This window comes from Veillonella parvula, assembly GCF_040094895.1.
Lineage (GTDB): Bacteria > Bacillota > Negativicutes > Veillonellales > Veillonellaceae > Veillonella > Veillonella parvula_L.
Genome location: NZ_JBBNGV010000004.1, coordinates 20,581 through 39,301 on the forward strand (window position 1 = coordinate 20,581; position 18,721 = coordinate 39,301).

Below are 18,721 nucleotides of genomic sequence, written 5' to 3' on the forward strand. Positions count from 1 at the left end.
ACCTTAACATAATCATTCTAGACAAATTTAATTCATAATCAATGCTAATTAATTCTAATTTCTACTTTTATATTTATAATAATATGCTATAATATCAATATCTAATATTTTCAATATAAAAGATAGGAGGTATTGTATGAATACCAAACAATATGACATTATCGTCTTAGGTTTCGGCAAAGCTGGTAAAACCTTAGCCGCAAAATTTGGCTCTATGGGCAAATCTGTAGCCATGATTGAAGAAAATCCTCTAATGTACGGTGGTACATGTATTAATATCGCATGTATCCCTACTAAGACGATGATCATTGCCGCATCAAAAGGCTTATCATACGATCAAGTATTAAACCAACGTGAAGTTGTTACATCTCGCTTACGCAATAAAAACTTCGGTATGTTAGATACAAATGAACATGTCGATGTCTATACTGGGCATGGTGCATTTATTAGCAATAAAGAAATCGCCGTTACCGCTGGCGAGGATAAGATTATATTATCTGCTGACACTATCGTTATAAACACTGGTGCTGTAGCGATTAAACCTAATATTTCTGGCATTGATACGGCTATAGGTTTCTATAATAGTACAGAAATTCAACAATTACCTACTCAACCTAGTACATTAGGTGTTATCGGCGCTGGTCCTATCGGTCTTGAATTTGCCAGCCTATATGCAAAACTTGGTGCTAAGGTAACTGTATTCAACATCGAATCTAGCATCTTAAAACGCGAAGAACCTATCGTTCAAGAACTAGCTAACGAGTACTTAACTGAACAAGGCATTACCATTCTTAATAATGTAACATTAGAATCTGTATCCAATGATGGAGACAAACCAGTTATCACCGCTAATAATCAAAACTACACTTTTGATGCTGTTCTATACGCTACAGGTCGCAAAGCCAATACGGCTAATATTGGTTTAGAACATACGGACATCGCTACTAACGAACGCGGTGCTATTGTAGTTAATGATACTTGTGAAAGCTCCGTCCCTGGTGTATACGCAGTCGGTGATGTAAACGGTGGTCCTCAATTCACATATATATCTCTTGATGACTTCCGTATCGTATTTGGCGCACTTACTGGTAACAGCCAGTATACCTTAAAAGATCGTAAAAATATTCCTTATACTACCTTCTTAACACCTCCACTTTCTCGTGTAGGTCTTACAGAAGAAGATGCAATCAACCAAGGATATACGGTTAAAACGAAAGAAATGCTCGTAGCTACCATGCCTAGAGCACATGTAAACGACTATTTAAAAGGCGCCTTTAAAATTGTTGTGGATGCGGATAACGACTTAATCCTGGGCGCTACACTCTATTCCCAAGGCGCAGAAGAATTGATTAACTTAATTAAAATGGCTATGGATAATAACATTCCATATACATATTTCAAAAATCAAATCTTCACACACCCTACAATGGCAGAAAACTTAAACGACCTTTGTAATTTCTAATAATTTAATAGCTAATACAATCACTAATTATAAAATAATAACCTAACCAAAAAGCCTTTAGACGCTAAACTAATTTAGCAACTAAAGGCTTTTGTATTTATCGATATGATAGTTTATTTATCAATGTATCAGATTATTATAGCTTTTTTAGCAGTGCCTAACTAAAACATGCTAAGACATTGTAGCAATTAATTTTTAGTAAACAATCTGCGCACTATCGTTTGTAATTTAGGGGTTAATACAATAGCAACCACAATTCCTGCGGCACTTGTAATCAAAGAGTATTGAATTTTACTAGCCGCCACGACCGCACTTTCAAGAACGAACCACCACGCAAGGAAGTAGCCAAAAGCGGTCCAAACAGCACCAATAATAAGGGCTACTAAAATACGACCAAAGGATGCAGTTGGTTTTGTAATAGAGGGTGGCAAATAGCCTGCAGTCATACCACCTACGATAAGTCCTGCAATTCCTTTAATAAAGAAAGAGAATACGATGTACTGTGTATGACCACCAAAGAGATCAAATAGTGCAGATCCAATTGCCGCACCCAAGCCTCCATATAATCCACCAAAAAGTATAGATGTTGTAAAGAGTGCAGCCGATCCTAAATGAACCATAGCGCCACCTGGTATTTCAATGCGAATTGTAGTAGCCACTGCACATAACGCGGCAATAAAACCAATATAGACAATGTCTCGAGTACTTAATTTCATAATCATGAACCTCTCTTTTAAATCAATTACTATATTCAGTATAACAAATCATAAGCCGTCTAAAAACACCATTATCGTAGGAATTAAATATTCATTTCACGTCTCAATATAAGATATAAATATATACTTAACTATATGTCTGTAGATATAATAAAGCACCTATACCTCTGTATAGGTGCTTTATAGTATTCAATTATATATATAATCTTAAATTTTAGCTCGTTTCAAACGAAGTGAATTACTTACAACTGTAACAGAGCTAAATGCCATCGCTGTACCAGCAATCATAGGATTTAACGCACCAATAGCGGCCAAAGGAATGCCAATACAGTTAAAGATCAATGCCCAAAATAGGTTTTGTTTAATATTGGTCATTGTCTTACGGCTGAGTCGTACTGCTTGTACCAAGGTATGTAAATCATTTCGTACAAGGACGATGTCGGCTGCTTCTACCGCAATATCTGTACCACTGCCAATAGCAAAACCAATATCTGCCGTAACGAGAGCAGGAGCATCATTGATACCGTCACCAACCATCCCCACTACAAGACCTTTATCTTGTAATTCTTTTACCTTACTAGCCTTGTCTTGAGGCAATACTTCAGCTATAACATGAGTAATACCTGCTTGCTTAGCAATATATTGAGCAGTTCGACGATTATCACCTGTAAGCATCCATACATCAATACCTTGAGCATGTAACTCTTTTACAACCTCAATAGTTTCTGGACGTAATTCGTCTTCTACAGCCCACAAAGCACTAACAACGCCATCTACAGCTAGAACAGATACGGAAGCACCTTGTTCTTCAAATTGTAAAATATCTTCTTGAACCGCTGTTAAATCATAACCTAGTTCATTCATCCAACGACTGTGCCCAAGTTGTACGGATACGCCTTGGTATGCACCTTGTAACCCTTTACCTGGTACATCAGCAAAACTTTCAAGTTCAACAGCTTTACCTTTATAGCCATGATCTTCACCATAGTAAACCATGGCCTTTGCAATCGGATGAGATGTACCACTTTCAAGAGCCATCATAATAGACATATTAGTACTTTCATCACCATTATAATTTTTGAAAGCCGTCACATCCAATACACCCTGTGTAAGGGTACCGGTTTTATCCATAACAATGGCATCGAGTTTACCCGCTTTTTCAAGATATTCTGCACTCTTGATGAGCACACCGTGTTCCGCACCAAGGCCAGACCCAACCATGATAGATGTTGGTGTAGCAAGGCCAAGCGCACAAGGACATGCGATAACCAGTACCGCTGTTGCATTAATGAGAGCAACGTTAATAGAATCTCCCATAATGAAGTACCACACAAGACCTGTCAAAACAGCAAGGCCAATAACGGTCGGTACAAAATATTGAGCCACGATATCTGCAATACGTTGAATACTAGCCTTGGAGGTTTGTGCCTCTTCTACAACCTTGATAATTTGAGACAACATCGTATCGGAACCGATACGCTTGGCTTCCATGGTAAAAGCACCACTTAGGTTTATAGTAGCACCAATAACTTCAGAACCAACTTGTTTTTCTACCGGTAAGCTTTCACCGGTCAGCATAGCCTCATCTACTGTGGAATATCCCTCAGTAATCGTGCCATCAACGGGGATCTTTTCACCTACACGAACTTGTAAAATATCACCGGCTACCACCTTAGATGTAGGGATATCAATAAATTCTCCATCACGCAACACATGAGCCGTTGCAGGTTGTAAGGCAATCAATTTTTGAAGTGCTTCGGAGGTACGGCCTTTTGCAATCTCTTCTAAGAGTTTACCAAGAAGGATAAAGGTAATGAGCCACGCAGAGGTTTCAAAATATATTCCATGAGGGCCTAATTCAGGGTGAAATTGCCAGTTATAGATACTGAATAGATAAGCTACCGTCGTGCCCATTACTACGAGTACATCCATCGTAAGCGCCCCATTTTTCACTGCACTCCAGGCGCTCTTATAGAACATGAGACCAGGACCAAACTGAGCAATAGTAGCAAGAACAAACTCTACCCATACAGGCAATGCCTGAATACCAAATCGATGTAAGGTCATATTAATCATCATCGGTACTGCCATACAAGCGGCAATAATAAGGCGTGTAATATGAGGTTTTAAGTTAACCTTTTCTATTTCTTGCTTTGTTTCGTCTGCTTCTGCAGCACCAAAGCCGATATTCGTAATGGCATCAATAATCTGTTGTGAGTCTACAGTAGCCCCGTCTTTATATTCAACGCTCCCCTTTCGAGTTAAGAGGTTAACCTTAACAGATTCTACGCCATCAACTTTAGAAACAACGTTTTCAACACGTTTTACACAGGCTGCACAGTGCATACCTGTAATATCAAATTCTTGTTTTTTTACGCTCATATTCACAGGCCTTTCTACTCTGTAGATATATCTTATCTTACAACTTACTATATTATTACAAATTCGTACTATATTTTGTATTTATGTACTTAAATATACGTCTAAACATCTATCTATAAAAAGCTATATATCCTATTGTAAATAAAATAGCAATAAACACGTTCACTAAGAATGTTTCAATATATTCTAAAACTTCAATATATGAACATATTACATGACTAACTACTCATATATCTATATTTAATGATAACATAAATTCTCATTACGTCAATATCCTACCAAATATAGAGGGTTATTTCTTTTTTATAAGGGAATTAACCTCTTTTACCTATACATAGCATTCATAAATAGATTATAATAAAGTGATGATGAATAAACATAAACTTTGATTCCAAAGGAGGTGAATATATGTCTGAATCAATAAGCCCTACGGTAGAATTTACTTCGGTAGCGAAAGAATTTCGCCATGAATATGTTGTTGAAAAATCACGGTTTATAACAACTGTATATCCTTGCAAGACTGAAGAGGAAGCCCAAACCTTTATAAGCCGCATCAATAAAGAATTCTGGGATGCACGTCATAACTGCACAGCCTATACATTAGGACCACAGCAAGAACAACAACGATCTTCCGATAATGGAGAACCATCAGGTACAGCAGGTAAACCAATGCTAGAAGTACTCAAAAAGACTGGCATTACCAATGTAGCCGTCGTCGTAACGCGTTATTTTGGAGGTATTAAATTGGGCGCTGGTGGCTTGATTCGGGCCTATTCACACTCTGTTGCGGAAACCTTACGTCTTGCGCCTAAAGAACTACATACAACACGAACCCGACTACAAGCAAAGATTGACTATTCGCTGTATGGAGCAGTAGAAAGATATTTACAGGACGAAAATTTACATTATGAAGCAAGCTTTGGTGAATATGTAGACATTACAATTCTAATACCACCTACTGATGTAGAGCGCATACAAAAAGCGCTCCAAGACATAAGTCATGGAGCTGCTACTTGTACTGTATTAGATTCTATTGAGGTGGTACTACCACTAGATAACTAATCTAGTTAGTAGATTCCAAACTTTTAATTGCCGTTATTAACTAAACCGGCTATGCCTTGACCGAGTTCACGACGTTTTTCCTTAGTCATAGGATAAGGCCATACTCGTTCTAATTGTTTTTTCCGGCTAATTTTATTACGAGCCGTCATTAATCTACGTGCTTCCCAATTACGAATTGCTTGACCTAAGGTTCTTTTTACCACGCCCATAGTAGTACCTACTTTCTTAACTCTTGTTGTATATCAAAATTTGTGATAAGTATAGAAAGATAATTTAAAACTCAATTTACTTTCTATTACTTTGTTGAATTTAGTATATATAGCATTTTATTAAATGTGAAATGACCGTTACTTAGTTCGTTATAATTTTTATTTATCATATTATGTGTATAATAGGGAGATTCTATGGATACATCTTACTACCACAATTTTATTACCCTTGTTCAAACGGGCAATATGACACAGGCCGCAGAGATTCTTCATATTACACAACCAGCGTTAAGTAAGCAGTTGAAATATTTAGAGGCTGAATTTGGGGCTCAATTAATCAACATTAAACGCGGCCAACGAGGATCAAACTTGCAATTAACAGATGCTGGTAAAATCTTCTACGAAAAAGCGCAACAACTCTGCTCTATTGAAGAATCTACATATAATGCTGTACAACAATTGAATTCACGCATTGAAGGTACTTTACGTATTGCGACGTCTGCATCTCGTTCAACGCCAATCGTACAGCAATATTTACCAGCTTTTTCCATGAAATATCCATCTGTCCATTTTGAAATTTATGAAGGACTTATGACAAATGTAGTGACCCAACTCATCAACGGTAGCGCCGAATTAGGTATCGCCAATATTCAAATGGTAGATATCGATAAATTCGATATCCTGCTTACCCAAGAAGAGCATTTATACGCTATTTTCCGTCGTGATGTATTCTGGACAGATCGTGAGCATGATACCATCACGTGGGAAGACATAAAAAAATGTCCTCTATCCCTTTCTGGTGGCTCTGTTCGAATGATTATGCAATCTAGCTTAACAGATATGGAGCAACTTAATGCGGTAGCTATCACCACCACAAAAAGCTCAGCTATTGAATGGGCCTCTTCTGGTCGTACAGTTTCTTTAGTCCCAATGGACGCTAAGGAACTCATCAATCATCGCAAAATGGCCCGCATCAAATTGCCAGAATTTTCGGGGGATTTCAAAAAAGCCTTTATCACACTTAAAGGCCATGCACTTTCTCCAGTAGCACAGCAATTTATTGACTTCTACAAAGCATATGTATAATCATAATTATACATATTATTACCATACTATGACATTAACAGTCTATATAATTGGCATCTATGTAATTATAGACCCCAATTCAATACATAAGAAAAGACCTAGTACTAAATGTACTAGGTCTTTTTGTATCATATCCTATATAACGACAATTCTTATGGTTGTTTAAGCTCGCCGTATATATGATTCTGTTATACTTGATGAACAGCACCTACAATATCAGTGATGCTGTTAAGATTATATTGTTCTACATATTCGCTCATTTCACGGGCAATACGTGAAATTGCTGTTGGATCTACCATCGTAGCTGTACCAACTTGAACGGCTTGCGCCCCTGCCATCATAAATTCGATAGCATCTGTGCCAGTCATGATACCACCAAGACCAATAATAGGAATAGTTACCCCTTTATAAACTTGGTGCACCATGCGAAGAGCCACGGGTTTTACGGCTGGGCCGGATAATCCACCATAAGTGTTCCCCAATACAGGCTTGCGACGGTGAATATCTATAGCCATGCCCAACAAGGTATTAATTAGACTTACTCCATTACCACCGCCTGCTTCAACAGCCTTTGCGATTTCTACAATGTCTGTTACATTTGGTGAAAGCTTAACGATAACAGGTTTATCCGTTACCTTACGAACCGCTTTAGTTACCGATTCAACAACCTTTGGATCTACACCAAAAGCCATGCCTTCACATTCTACATTTGGGCAAGATACGTTGACTTCTAACCCTGCAATGCCATATACAGATAATGTCTCTGCCATCCAAGCAAACTCATCAATTGTGCCCGCAGACATATTCGCTAGCAATGGTACATCATATTTCTTAAGCTCTGGTAGAATTTCTCTAACAAAATGTTCAGCTCCAGGATTTTCAAGGCCAATGCAGTTCAATACGCCAGATGGTGTTTCTGCAATACGAGTTCCAGGGTTTCCGTGACGCCCCTTAGGTGTTAAACCTTTTACGGAGATAGCTCCTATCTCATTGCTAAGATCTAAATACCCAGCATACTCAGGGCCATTGCCAAAGGTGCCAGATGCGGCGATAATAGGATTTTTCATCTTAATCCCGCAATAATCAATGGCAAGCTTTGGATTTGGCGTAACGGTGTTATTTAAATCGCGTTCATGCATTAAAAGAACACCTCCTCAGCGGGGAATACAGGACCATCCTTACAAACTTTATAGCGTTTACCTTCTGCACCATCACAAGCACAGCCTAAACAACCTCCAGTACCACAGCCCATACGCTCCTCAAGAGAAACTTGGCAAGGCACATTCAGTTCTTTAGCCACTTGAGCTACGCCTTTCATCATCGGCGTAGGACCACAAGTCATGACAGAAGTAAAGGAATTAGCATTAATTAGGTCAGGCATAATAGCCGTAGGGAAACCTTTTGTGCCCACACTACCATCATCAGTAGTGATGTGGACTTGAACAGGTGTATCTTTAAATAAATCTGCCCAGAAGGTTTCGCTTTCATTTCTAAAGCCCAAAATAACTTGTGCTTCTTCACCTTCTTTCAAATGAGATGCGATACATAGCATCGGTGCAATACCAACGCCACCGCCAATGAGAAGCATATTATTAGATGTTACAAACGGTTCGCCCAAAGGGCCTAAACAATCTAATGTATCGCCAGGTACGAGATGTGTCATAATCTCAGTCCCCTTACCTACGACGCGATACAAAAGGGTAATCGTACCCTTTCGGGCATCAAATCCAGCATAGCTAATAGGGCGGCGCAATAATGGCGCCGTAGAGTCCGCTACGCGAACATTACAAAACTGTCCTACCTTTGCTTCTACTGCTTGTTTTGGTGCGTGAATATCCATAATCCACACATCAGAGCCTATTTGCTCATTGCGAACGACTTCGCCCTGTTCTACATAGCCACTCATGGTTATTACTCCAATTCAAAATCTTGTAACGCTTCTACAGAGTAGTTAGCATCATCTTTACGATTCGCCACAACACGCAATACTTCCCGTGCTGTATCAAGACTTGTTAAGCAAGGTGTACCCATTTCTACAGCGAGACGACGTAATTGGAAGCCTTCGCGTTCAGGACGTTTACCTGCAGTCAATGTATTAAGTACAAGATCGACCTTGTCTTGACGAATGTGGTCAGCACAGTTGTCATCCCCTTCAGAGATTTTATTAACCACCTTACAATCAACACCGTGTTCGATAAAGTATTTACCTGTACCACCAGTTGCTTCAATATGATAACCAAGATCGATGAACCCTTTTGCAAGTTCACAAGCTTCTGCTTTATCACGGTCTGCTACTGTCATGAGAATTGTACCATCCTCTGGAATACGCATATTCGCACCATTGATGGCTTTGAATAAAGCTTCAGAATATGTACGACCAATCCCCATAACTTCGCCAGTAGATTTCATTTCAGGTCCAAGAGCGATTTCCACAAGCCCCATTTTGGAGAAGGAGAATACAGGTGCTTTTACAGCTACATAAGGTTTATTAGGTACAAGACCAAGTGGCAAGCCTAAGTCTTTTAAGCTTTCACCAAGCGCAATGCGTGTTGCACATTCTACCATATTGATACCTGTTACCTTAGAAATGAATGGCACGGTACGGCTAGAACGAGGGTTAACTTCGATTACATTAAGTTCACCATCAGCCACGATGTATTGAATATTAAGCACACCTTTAACATTAAGACCTACTGCAATACGACGTGTATAGTCAACAATTTGATCAATCAATTCTTGGCTCAAATGTTGAGCTGGGTAAACGGCCATGGAATCACCAGAGTGAACACCGGCACGTTCGATTTGTTCCATAATACCAGGGATACATACATCGGTACCGTCGGAAATAGCATCAACCTCTACCTCCATACCAACCATGTAACGGTCAATAAGAACAGGATGCGCCTTAGATGCTACTACGGCTTCCTTCATGTATACATCGAGCTCTTTATCATTGTATACGATTTCCATCGCACGGCCGCCCAATACATAAGAAGGACGAACGATTAATGGGTATTTTAACTTTTTAGCTGCTTCTTGTGCTTCTTCATCAGAGGTTACCAAAGCGCCTACTGGGCGAGGAATACCAAGTTTCGCCAACAATTCATCAAAGCGTTCACGGTCTTCTGCCATGTCGATGCTATCTACGGATGTACCAAGAATTTTTACACCGCGCTTAGCTAATGGACCTGCCAAGTTAATCGCTGTTTGGCCACCAAATTGAGCAATAACGCCAGCTGGCTGTTCTTTATCGATGATTTCCATAACATCGTCCACAGTCAATGGCTCAAAGTATAAAGAATCAGAAATATCAAAGTCTGTAGACACTGTTTCTGGATTGTTATTAATCATAATAGATTGGTAACCCGCTTTACGGAGTGCCCAAGAGGAGTGTACGGAACAATAGTCAAACTCTACGCCTTGACCGATACGAATTGGCCCAGAACCAAGTACTACTACGGATTTTTCACCTAGTGGTTTAACTTCATCTTCTTGCGCATAAGCACTATAATAGTACGGCGTTTTAGATTCAAATTCTGCCGCACATGTATCTACGTATTTATATGTTGGTAGAATGTTCCATTCTTTACGTTTTGCGCGAACTTCTTCTACAGTTGTATTAGCATAGCGAGCAATAACAGAATCGGTGAAGGAATAGCGTTTTGCTTTGCGCAATACATCTTCTGTTAAGCCCTGTTCAGCCAATGCTTTTTCTACATTAACAATGTTTTTGATTTTTTCAATAAAGAATGTATCAATTTTTGTAATATAGTGGATTTTTTCTACACTAATCCCCTTGCGAAGAGCTTCTGCCACAACATAGATACGTTCATCATCTACTAAGTGTAAACGTTCGATAAGCTGTTCCATGGATTCATGGGCGATTTTCTTAAGCTCAATATGGTCTAAACCGATCTCCAAGGAACGAATTGCTTTTAACAAAGACCCTTCTAAAGAGCGGTCGATAGCCATAACTTCGCCAGTAGCCTTCATTTGAGTGCCCAATGTGCGGTCCGCCAAATTGAATTTTTCAAATGGCCAACGTGGGAACTTCGTTACTACATAGTCGAGTGTAGGCTCGAAGCATGCTTTTGTTTCGCCTGTTACAGCATTTGTAATTTGATCCAATGTCATGCCTACTGCAATTTTTGCTGCTACCTTCGCAATTGGGTACCCAGTTGCTTTAGATGCCAATGCAGAGGAACGAGATACGCGAGGGTTTACTTCGATAACAATATATTCGTTGCTATTTGGATTCAAAGCGTATTGTACGTTACAACCGCCTTCGATTTTTAAATAACGGATAATCTCTACAGATGCGGTACGCAGCATTTGGTATTGAATATCGTTCAAGGTTTGGCTTGGTGCCACAACGATAGAATCCCCAGTATGCACACCAACAGGGTCAATATTTTCCATATTACATACGATGATGCAGTTATCTGCACTATCGCGCATTACTTCGTATTCAATCTCTTTCCAGCCTGCAACGGAACGTTCTGCTAGAATTTGGTGAATTGGTGAAAGTTTCAAACCACGACGTGTGATTTCATACATTTCATCTTCATTATGGGCAATACCTCCACCAGTACCGCCTAATGTGTATGCAGGACGGATGATAATAGGATACCCAATACGATTAGCAAAGGCTACTGCTTCTTCAAGATCGTTAAAGATATCGGATTCAGGGACCGGTTGGTTGATTTCCTTCATCGCTTCTTTGAAGAGTTCACGGTCTTCGGCTTGTTTAATGGCTTCAAGAGTTGTACCAAGAAGTTTTACACCATATTCTTCTAATACGCCAGCTTCAGACAATTGTACCGCCATATTAAGACCTACTTGACCACCTAATGTAGCCAACAAACCCCAAGGGCGTTCTTTTTTTATAACTTCTGTTACGAATTCAAGACTAATTGGTTCTACATATACGCGGTCTGCAATATCTGTATCAGTCATAATAGTAGCAGGGTTGGAGTTAACTAATACTACTTTATAACCCTCTTCTCGAAGGGAACGGCATGCTTGTGTACCAGCATAATCAAACTCTGCAGCTTGACCGATAATAATTGGACCAGAACCAATTACAAGTACTTTTTTTGCTTCTGAGGTCATATTATTTTCCCTTTCTCATTAAGTCTTCAAATTCGTCAAATAAATATAGGTTATCAGTAGGTCCTGGGGATGCTTCTGGATGGTATTGTACGGAGAAGATTGGCAATTCTTTATGACGCATACCTTCTACGGTACCATCATTTACGCTACGATGTGTAATTTCTACGAAATCTGGCAAAGAAGTATCATCTACCGCATAACCATGGTTTTGAGATGTAATATATACCCGACCAGTACGTAAATCTTGTACAGGATGGTTAGAACCACGGTGACCAAATTTCAATTTGAATGTGGTGCCACCATAAGCTTGTGCCAATACTTGATGCCCCATACAGATGCCAAAGATTGGTTTCTTACCAAACATTTTCTTTACTTCTTCTACTGCATAGCCAAGATCTTGAGGGTCTCCAGGGCCATTAGATAAAAAAATACCATCTGGATTTGCTGCCAACACATCTTCAGCCTTAGCATCTGCAGGAAATACAGTAAGACGACAGCCTGCAGCTTCTAGAGAGCGAAGGATATTTTCCTTTACACCATAATCCATTACCGCTACGTGGAATTCAGCATTTTTATCGCCACGCATACCTTGCCATTTTGTAGTTACACGCATAACTTGATCTGTTGGCAAGTCTTGTTTAAACAATTTTTGAATATCTTCCATAGGGTAATCAGAGCGTACGAGTACGCCCTTCATTACACCATGGTTACGAAGAACACGTGTAATCGCACGTGTATCTACATCATAAAGGCAAGGGATGCCGTGCAAACGAAGATACTCACTAAATAACCCCTCATTTTGCCAGTTAGATGGGAAGTCACACAGTTCACCTACAATAAAACCTTTACAATATGGTTTAGGACCTTGAGTGATAGAATTTAAAGTACCATAATTACCAATTAAAGGATAGGTTAATGTAATAATTTGATCCGCATAGGATGGGTCAGTCAAGATTTCTTGATACCCGGTCATACCTGTGTTAAATACAACTTCCCCTACCGTTGGGGCGCCACCTAATAAGGAACCTTCAAACACGGAACCATCTTCAAGAACTAACTTGCCTTTCATTATAAGACTACGCCCTCCTTCATAACAATTTTGCCATCAACTACTGTGAGTTTAGCTTTACCTGTAACAGTCATACCATCAAATGGGCTAACTTTACCTTTTGTATAAAATTTATTTCTATCTACTGTCCACTTTTCAGTTGTAGAGAATACAGTAATATCCGCTGGCTTACCAACTTCAAGAACACCTGCATCAAGGTGCATCAACTCAGCTGGTCGAGTACTCATATAGTACACAACTTGATCAATGCTAAGTTTATCAGGACCATATGCATTTGTAATAACCGCTGCCAAAGATGTTTCGAGGCCGCTGAAACCATTTGGTGCACAGCAGAATTCATGGTCTTTTTCTTCGTATGCATGTGGTGCATGGTCTGTAATAATCGCATCGATTGTGCCATCTTTCAAGCCTTCTAATAATGCTTGGCGATGATCTTCTGAGCGAATTGGAGGAGCCATTTTAAATGCTGGATTATATTCGCGTAAGTATTCATCTGTGAAAGACAAATGTTGGCTTGTAACTTCACAGGTTACATTAAGACCTTTAGCCTTCGCACGGCGCACCATATCTACAGTATTTTTACTACTTACGTGAGCAATATGGATATGACCACCTGTCATTTCAGATAACAAGATATCACGAGCAACAGCCAAATCTTCAGCTACTGCAGGACGACCAATAACACCTAATTCATAAGAAACAATACCTTCATGCATATGACCATTTTTAGTCAATGTAATATCTTCTGCATGGTCGATAACCATCTTATTAAACATGGACGAGTATTCTAAAGCACGACGCATAAATGCAGCATTTTCTACATAGTGGCCATCATCGGAGAAAGCTACTACACCAGCTTCTGCCATATCCCCCATTTCAGCAAGTTCCTTACCTTCAAGACCTTTTGATACAGCACCAATAAATTCTACCTTAACAACACCAGTAAGTTCGGCTTGCTTTTGCAACCCTCTTACGAGCGCAGCATTATCTACCACAGGATTTGTATTAGCCATAGTTACAACACGTGTGAAACCACCTGCAGCAGCGGCTTGTGTACCGGAGTGGAAATCTTCTTTCGCTTCTTGACCTGGCTCACGCAAATGTGTGTGAATATCGATAAGGCCTGGTGCTACAATAAGACCTGTTGCATCATATATCTCAGCACCTTCAGCATTTAAGTTTTGACCGATGGCTGCAATTTTACCATCTTTTACGAGAATGTCTGCTACTTCGTTTTGTTTTTTCGCCGGATTTACTACCGTACCATTTTTAATAAGCAAGCTCACTACCGTCACCTCCGATAATAGTTAAGTACAATACAGCCATACGTATAGCTACGCCATTACGCACTTGTTCTTGAATTACTGATTGATCAGAATACGCCACATCTGGTGCGATTTCTAGACCACGGTTCATTGGACCTGGATGCATGACCATTACATCGTCTTTAGCTAATTTCAATACATCGTTATTAATACCAAAGATACGTGCATATTCTCTGTTTGTAGGATATAGTGCAGAGTGAATGCGTTCTAATTGAATGCGAAGTACGTTTACAACATCTGCATCAACAACGGCTTCACGAATATCGTGGTGTACGGTAACACCTAATTTTTCAAGTTCTGGATATACCATTGTACGAGGACCAGCCAGATGTACATCAGCCCCCATTTTTGTAAGTCCATAAATGTTGGAGCGTGCTACGCGACTATGCATTATATCGCCAAGGATAACCACCTTTAATCCTTCAATAAATTCCTTTTTCTCTAAGATAGAATACATGTCTAGTAATGCTTGTGTTGGATGCTCATGAGCGCCATCACCTGCGTTAATGATAATCGGATCTACGGCTTTCGTAGCGTATAAAGGTGCACCTTCTGCGCTGTGGCGCATTACGATAGCATCTGTACCCATGTAGGACATAGTTAATAATGTATCGCGGAAGCTTTCACCTTTACCCATGGAAGATCCACTAGGAGAAAGATTGATTACGTCAGCCCCTAAATATTTTCCGGCTAACTCAAAGGAACTACGAGTACGAGTACTTGGTTCCATAAAAAGGTTGATAATGGATTTCCCCTTTAAAAGTGGAACCTTCTTGTCATCAGAAAGAACAATCTTCTTCATTTTCTTTGCCACATCTAAAATCAATTTGATTTCTTCAGGTGACACATTTTGCAAACCCAATAAATCTTTGCCTTTTAGGCTAACTTGTCCCATGATTTCCTCCTAACTCACGTAACAAAAAAGACCTTTTGCCCAGGGCAAAAGGTCAAATAGTTTGCACAAAGAAGCCCCTATGGGCACTTCAACTATATTCCTTTCTCAGCCTCTCTGGACTAAATTAAAAGGTATTGTATTATGCAATGGTCTCTCGTACCATGTATGCATTTCTTTATTTATTGTACTGAATCCACCTTTGAAAGTCAATGTAAAACACAAAATTCATATGGATTTTAAAAAGAGGACAAGCATATAAAATTGCTTATCCTCTCTATATTTAAACAGCTATTAAGCCACTACCATATCTTAAACTTTAATCTAACATTTCTTTTTTAGAAATTAAGAACCTTAACCTAGTGGATATAGTCTTGGTGGATTTTCTTCATCATTTTGCTGTTCATTTTGTGTAGTATACGGCATTTGATCTTGTTGCGACTCATTCGCTACAGGATTTATCTGCACATTTTGCTGATTTGGCAACAATTGAGGCTGACGTTGCTCACGACGACGTGTATTTTGGGATGCCGTCGGTCTAGGTTTTGTTAACTCATCAATGGATACAGCATTTGGAATAGTTACATTTGATGTATCCCCATGAACATCATCAAGTTCACTGAAGGAAGGAGTCCTCTTAGAAGCTTGAGCAGCCTTACGTTCGGCTTCAAGTTGTTGACGGGCAAGTTCTGCACGACGACGAGCGCTTTCTTGTTGATCTCGAACACGTTGAATCGCTTCAGCACGCTCTTTTGCTTTACGCTCTATTTCAGCTTGAGCCAACGCTTGTTGACGGGCAGCTTCAGCTTTACGTTCTGCCTCTAGTTGCGCTTTATATCGTTCCTCAGCAAGGCGTCGTGCCTCGGCTGCTTGACGTTCTGCTTCAGCTCGTTCTGCAGCAAGTCGCTCTTGCTCTGCCTTACGAGCTTCCGCCGCTATGCGAGCCGCCTCTGCTTTACGAGCCTCTTCGGCACGTCTTGCTTCTTCTATGCGACGAGCTTCTTCGGCTCTACGCACTTCTTCGGCACGTTTAGCCTCTGCAGCAATACGAGCTTCTTCAGCACGGCGCGCTGCTTCGAGTCGTTCCTGTTCAGCTCTACGTTGTGCCTCAAGTCTAGCTGCTTCTGCTTTACGAGCTTCTTCTGCTCTACGTGCTTCTGCTTCTAAACGAGCTTGTTCAGCTTTACGCGCCGCTTCAATTCTCGCAGCTTCAGCTTTGCGTGCTTCCTCTGCTCGTTTTGCTTCTGCTGCTACGCGAGCGGCCTCAGCTTTACGTTCCGCTTCAATTCGAGCTTCTTCTGCTCTACGCGCTTCCTCCGCACGACGAGCCTCTTCTGCTTTTCTTGCTGCTTCCATTTGTTGTGCTTCCAAAGCAGCCTTAGCCTCTGCCGCTCTACGAGCATCTTCTTGACGCTTCGCTTCAAGAGCGGCTTGCTCAGCAGCACGTTGTGCTTCTAAAGCAGCTTTCGCTTCTGCTGCTTTACGAGCTTCTTCGGCACGTTTTGCTTCCAATGCTTCCTGCTCGGCTTTACGTTGTGCTTCTAAACGAGCTCTAGCCTCAGCAGCCAAGCGTTCCTCTTCGGCCTTTTTGGCCTCTAAAGCAGCTTTTTCTGCTGCTCTTTGCGCTTCAAAGCGTGCCTTAGCTTCGGCCGCTTTTCTTTCTTCCTCCGCTTTGCGTGCGGCCTCAATACGAGCAGCTTCAATTCTACGTTCTTCTTCAAGACGTTTTGCTTCCGCTGCTAGTCGAGCTTCTTCTGCTTTACGAGCCGCCTCTAGCCGATCTGCTTCCGCTTTTCTCGCTGCCTCGATACGTGCCATTTCAGCTTTACGAGCCGCTTCCGCCTTGCGAGCTTCCTCTGCTTTACGCTCTGCTTCGGCTTTTTCAGCCATCTTACGCTCAATTTCAGCATGCTTGGCTTCTGCAGCCTTTCGCAACATTTCGGCTTTTTCTGCAGCTAGTCGAGCCTCTTCAGCTTTTTTACGAGCTAATGCTTCTCTCTCATCTTTTGCCTTTTTAAGTTGTGCTTCTTTTTTTACATCTGCTACAGCTTTATCGCTCAACTTTTTAGTTTCTTCATGAGCAATTGTTTCTGCCCGCTTAGCTGGACTTTCAATAGTAGATTTTTTAGTATCTACTGCTTCTTTATCTCCATCTTTACCACCTACAGGGCCTACAGGTATTTGTGTGCCCCCTTGAGTTGGATGCCCTAAAATATCTTTAACATCTTTCGGCACATTAACAGCAATAGTTTGATGTTTTTGTGGATTTGCAAGAGATTCAGGAATCAACAAGAAACGAATTGGCAAATTCGATGCACCGGCTGGCATAAAGTTTAATGTTAATAAATCGCCCGCATTATAATTCCCTAATAGACGACTATCTAATATAGTACCTTCCCCTAATGCGGAAATACCATCTTCACCACCAATGTGATAAGTTCGTGTATCGGTCTGTCCCCGTCTAGCACCTTGTTGATGCAATGCTTTTACCATAAAGGAACCAGAATAAGGTCCCCCAAGAGGGTTAAAATACAGTCTAAACGGTTCATTCCCCTTTGTTGGAATTTTTAACGTATACGATACGCCATAGTTACCACGGTCACGAACAAATGCTTTATTTTGCATTTCGTCTACACCATTGATAAACGTATCCTCTCGATCATTACCAATTTCTACAAAGGCACCACCTAAAGCGGTGTCGAATGGTGTAGTAACCTCCATATTACGTTTAGCACCAGTATAAGTACCGCGTAATTGTATTTCATCAATAGGAAGGTTTTTCACCCAATGTGACGCATCTACAGGGTCCATCCCCATAGGCAACATCATGACACGCGCAAATATAGGCCCTTCTGTTTTAATATCTACAATACCCGTAAATAATGCATCTCGATTTACCGGTGTATTTTCTAAGTCACTAAAGATTAATTGACGCCCTTGTGGTGGGATGCTAAGAGAGTATAACGGTCTTGCATCTGGGCTTTCATTAAGAGGTTGCTCCAAATCCTTTCGCGACAAATTACGACCTGCTGCAAAATAGTCAGGTGTAGCTACAGATTTTAATTGTCTCATGACATGTACTGAAGTTGGATAAGCCGTTTGGTTTTCTAAGACGATAGCAATCTTGTGAGGTAAATCCATTTCATTGACATGATAGAAATAGATACGACCATTGCCATTAATTGTACCTGCACTTAACGTACCTCCTACAGGTCCTACATATTCAGGACTATCCGATAGGAGCAATGTATCCGTTTGAGACACCAACGATGGTGGCAACGGAGAAAACTGAAAATATCCAATTGATTGTAAATCTATATCACGAGCTTCTACATGGCCTGTAAGGGCAGCCATGGCGGCCATAGCCGCAGCTACACAATATCTTGATTTATAGGAAAACATATAT

Annotated in this window: 13 protein-coding genes; 3 read left to right on the plus strand and 10 right to left on the minus strand. The window is 40.5% G+C overall.

Going from position 1 to position 18,721, the window contains the following annotated elements; genetic code table 11:
- Positions 1-136: 136 nt before the first annotated feature.
- Positions 137-1,462 (plus strand): FAD-containing oxidoreductase, encoded by a 1,326-nt coding sequence (locus AAAT26_RS07935; RefSeq protein WP_060919895.1) that lies wholly within the window; start codon positions 137-139, stop codon positions 1,460-1,462.
- 188 nt (positions 1,463-1,650) lie between these two features.
- Here the strand turns inward: AAAT26_RS07935 and AAAT26_RS07940 are convergent, their stop codons facing one another.
- Together AAAT26_RS07940 and AAAT26_RS07945 are read right to left on the minus strand one after the other, a co-directional pair.
- Positions 1,651-2,178 carry an ECF transporter S component gene (locus tag AAAT26_RS07940; RefSeq protein WP_008603416.1) on the minus strand — a complete coding sequence of 176 codons (528 nt, stop codon included), beginning with the start codon at positions 2,176-2,178 and terminating at the stop codon, positions 1,651-1,653.
- A 207-nt stretch (positions 2,179-2,385) separates the two neighbouring features.
- Entirely contained in the window at positions 2,386-4,560 is a 2,175-nt protein-coding gene (locus AAAT26_RS07945) for a heavy metal translocating P-type ATPase (protein ID WP_349209079.1), read from the minus strand.
- A 408-nt stretch (positions 4,561-4,968) separates the two neighbouring features.
- On the opposite strand from AAAT26_RS07945, the gene AAAT26_RS07950 reads away from it, so the two are divergent.
- A complete protein-coding gene (locus AAAT26_RS07950; protein ID WP_004695549.1) occupies positions 4,969-5,622 on the plus strand; it encodes a YigZ family protein in 654 nt (217 codons plus the stop codon).
- A gap of 23 nt (positions 5,623-5,645) precedes the next feature.
- Here the strand turns inward: AAAT26_RS07950 and AAAT26_RS07955 are convergent, their stop codons facing one another.
- Complete coding sequence (locus AAAT26_RS07955; RefSeq protein WP_004695548.1) at positions 5,646-5,831, minus strand: hypothetical protein; 186 nt, start codon at positions 5,829-5,831, stop codon at positions 5,646-5,648.
- Positions 5,832-6,026: 195 nt separating this feature from the next.
- Here AAAT26_RS07955 and AAAT26_RS07960 point away from each other — a divergent pair, with 195 nt between their 5' ends.
- Positions 6,027-6,917: a LysR family transcriptional regulator gene (locus AAAT26_RS07960; RefSeq protein WP_004695545.1), complete on the plus strand. Its 891-nt coding sequence runs from the start codon at positions 6,027-6,029 to the stop codon at positions 6,915-6,917.
- Between the two features lie 188 nt (positions 6,918-7,105).
- On the opposite strand, the gene AAAT26_RS07965 is transcribed toward AAAT26_RS07960, so the two are convergent.
- The 7 genes from AAAT26_RS07965 to AAAT26_RS07995 all read right to left on the minus strand — a co-directional run bounded on the left by AAAT26_RS07965 (position 7,106) and on the right by AAAT26_RS07995 (position 18,717).
- Positions 7,106-8,056, minus strand: coding sequence for a dihydroorotate dehydrogenase (locus AAAT26_RS07965; protein WP_349209080.1), 951 nt, complete (start codon positions 8,054-8,056; stop codon positions 7,106-7,108).
- On the minus strand, positions 8,056-8,823 hold the full coding sequence (locus AAAT26_RS07970) for a dihydroorotate dehydrogenase electron transfer subunit (protein ID WP_004698480.1): 768 nt from the start codon (positions 8,821-8,823) through the stop codon (positions 8,056-8,058). Before AAAT26_RS07970 ends, AAAT26_RS07965 begins: the two co-directional genes overlap by 1 nt.
- A 5-nt stretch (positions 8,824-8,828) precedes the next feature.
- Complete coding sequence (gene carB, locus AAAT26_RS07975) at positions 8,829-12,029, minus strand: carbamoyl-phosphate synthase large subunit (protein ID WP_316581208.1); 3,201 nt, start codon at positions 12,027-12,029, stop codon at positions 8,829-8,831.
- 1 nt (position 12,030) lies between these two features.
- Positions 12,031-13,098: a glutamine-hydrolyzing carbamoyl-phosphate synthase small subunit gene (carA, locus tag AAAT26_RS07980; RefSeq protein WP_008715755.1), complete on the minus strand. Its 1,068-nt coding sequence runs from the start codon at positions 13,096-13,098 to the stop codon at positions 12,031-12,033.
- Positions 13,098-14,384: a dihydroorotase gene (locus AAAT26_RS07985; protein ID WP_123138508.1), complete on the minus strand. Its 1,287-nt coding sequence runs from the start codon at positions 14,382-14,384 to the stop codon at positions 13,098-13,100. Before AAAT26_RS07985 ends, carA begins: the two co-directional genes overlap by 1 nt.
- Positions 14,368-15,318 (minus strand): aspartate carbamoyltransferase catalytic subunit, encoded by a 951-nt coding sequence (locus tag AAAT26_RS07990; RefSeq protein WP_349209081.1) that lies wholly within the window; start codon positions 15,316-15,318, stop codon positions 14,368-14,370. Before AAAT26_RS07990 ends, AAAT26_RS07985 begins: the two co-directional genes overlap by 17 nt.
- A 351-nt stretch (positions 15,319-15,669) precedes the next feature.
- Positions 15,670-18,717, minus strand: coding sequence for an ATPase (locus AAAT26_RS07995; RefSeq protein WP_349209082.1), 3,048 nt, complete (start codon positions 18,715-18,717; stop codon positions 15,670-15,672).
- Positions 18,718-18,721: the final 4 nt, after the last annotated feature.